Source organism: Arthrobacter sp. 05T444, assembly GCF_056395905.1.
This window is the reverse complement of record NZ_JBFTKK010000072.1, coordinates 1-419: the sequence shown is the minus strand read 5'-3', so window position 1 is coordinate 419 and position 419 is coordinate 1. Positions and strand designations below refer to the sequence as shown.

The window sequence follows — 419 nt, the reverse complement described above, 5'->3', positions numbered from 1 at the left end:
GAGGAGCACAGGTGACCAATAACGTATTTGATCCCGTCGTTTACCAATTTGTTCGCCACCGCGACCGCCTGTTTTGGGTCACAGGCATCGTCATATTTTACGATTTGCAGCTTTTCGCCCTTGATGCCGCCCTTAGCATTAATGTCTGCAACCGCCTGTTCCGCGCCCGTAAATTCCTGATCGCCGTACTGTGCTACCGGACCGGACATCGCGCCCACCACGGCCACTTTAATATCGGCCTGCGCCATGGCGCTGAATGCCAACGCGATACATCCTGCCAGTAACGCTTTACCCTTCATGTTCATCCTGAGATTCCCCATTATTATGGTTATAACGATTGTTGTGATGTTGTTGTGTAGCGCTTTATTTCAGTTATAGGCGTGCTGTTCGCGCTTTTTCAGCATACTCTGCTAAAACAT

1 protein-coding gene is annotated in these 419 nt (G+C 49.9%); it reads right to left on the bottom strand.

From position 1 onward, the window contains the following. The coding region (locus AC1DD3_RS22130) for an ABC transporter substrate-binding protein (RefSeq protein WP_476882533.1) at positions 1-305 on the bottom strand (305 nt) is incomplete at its 3' end. Positions 306-419 lie beyond the last annotated feature (114 nt).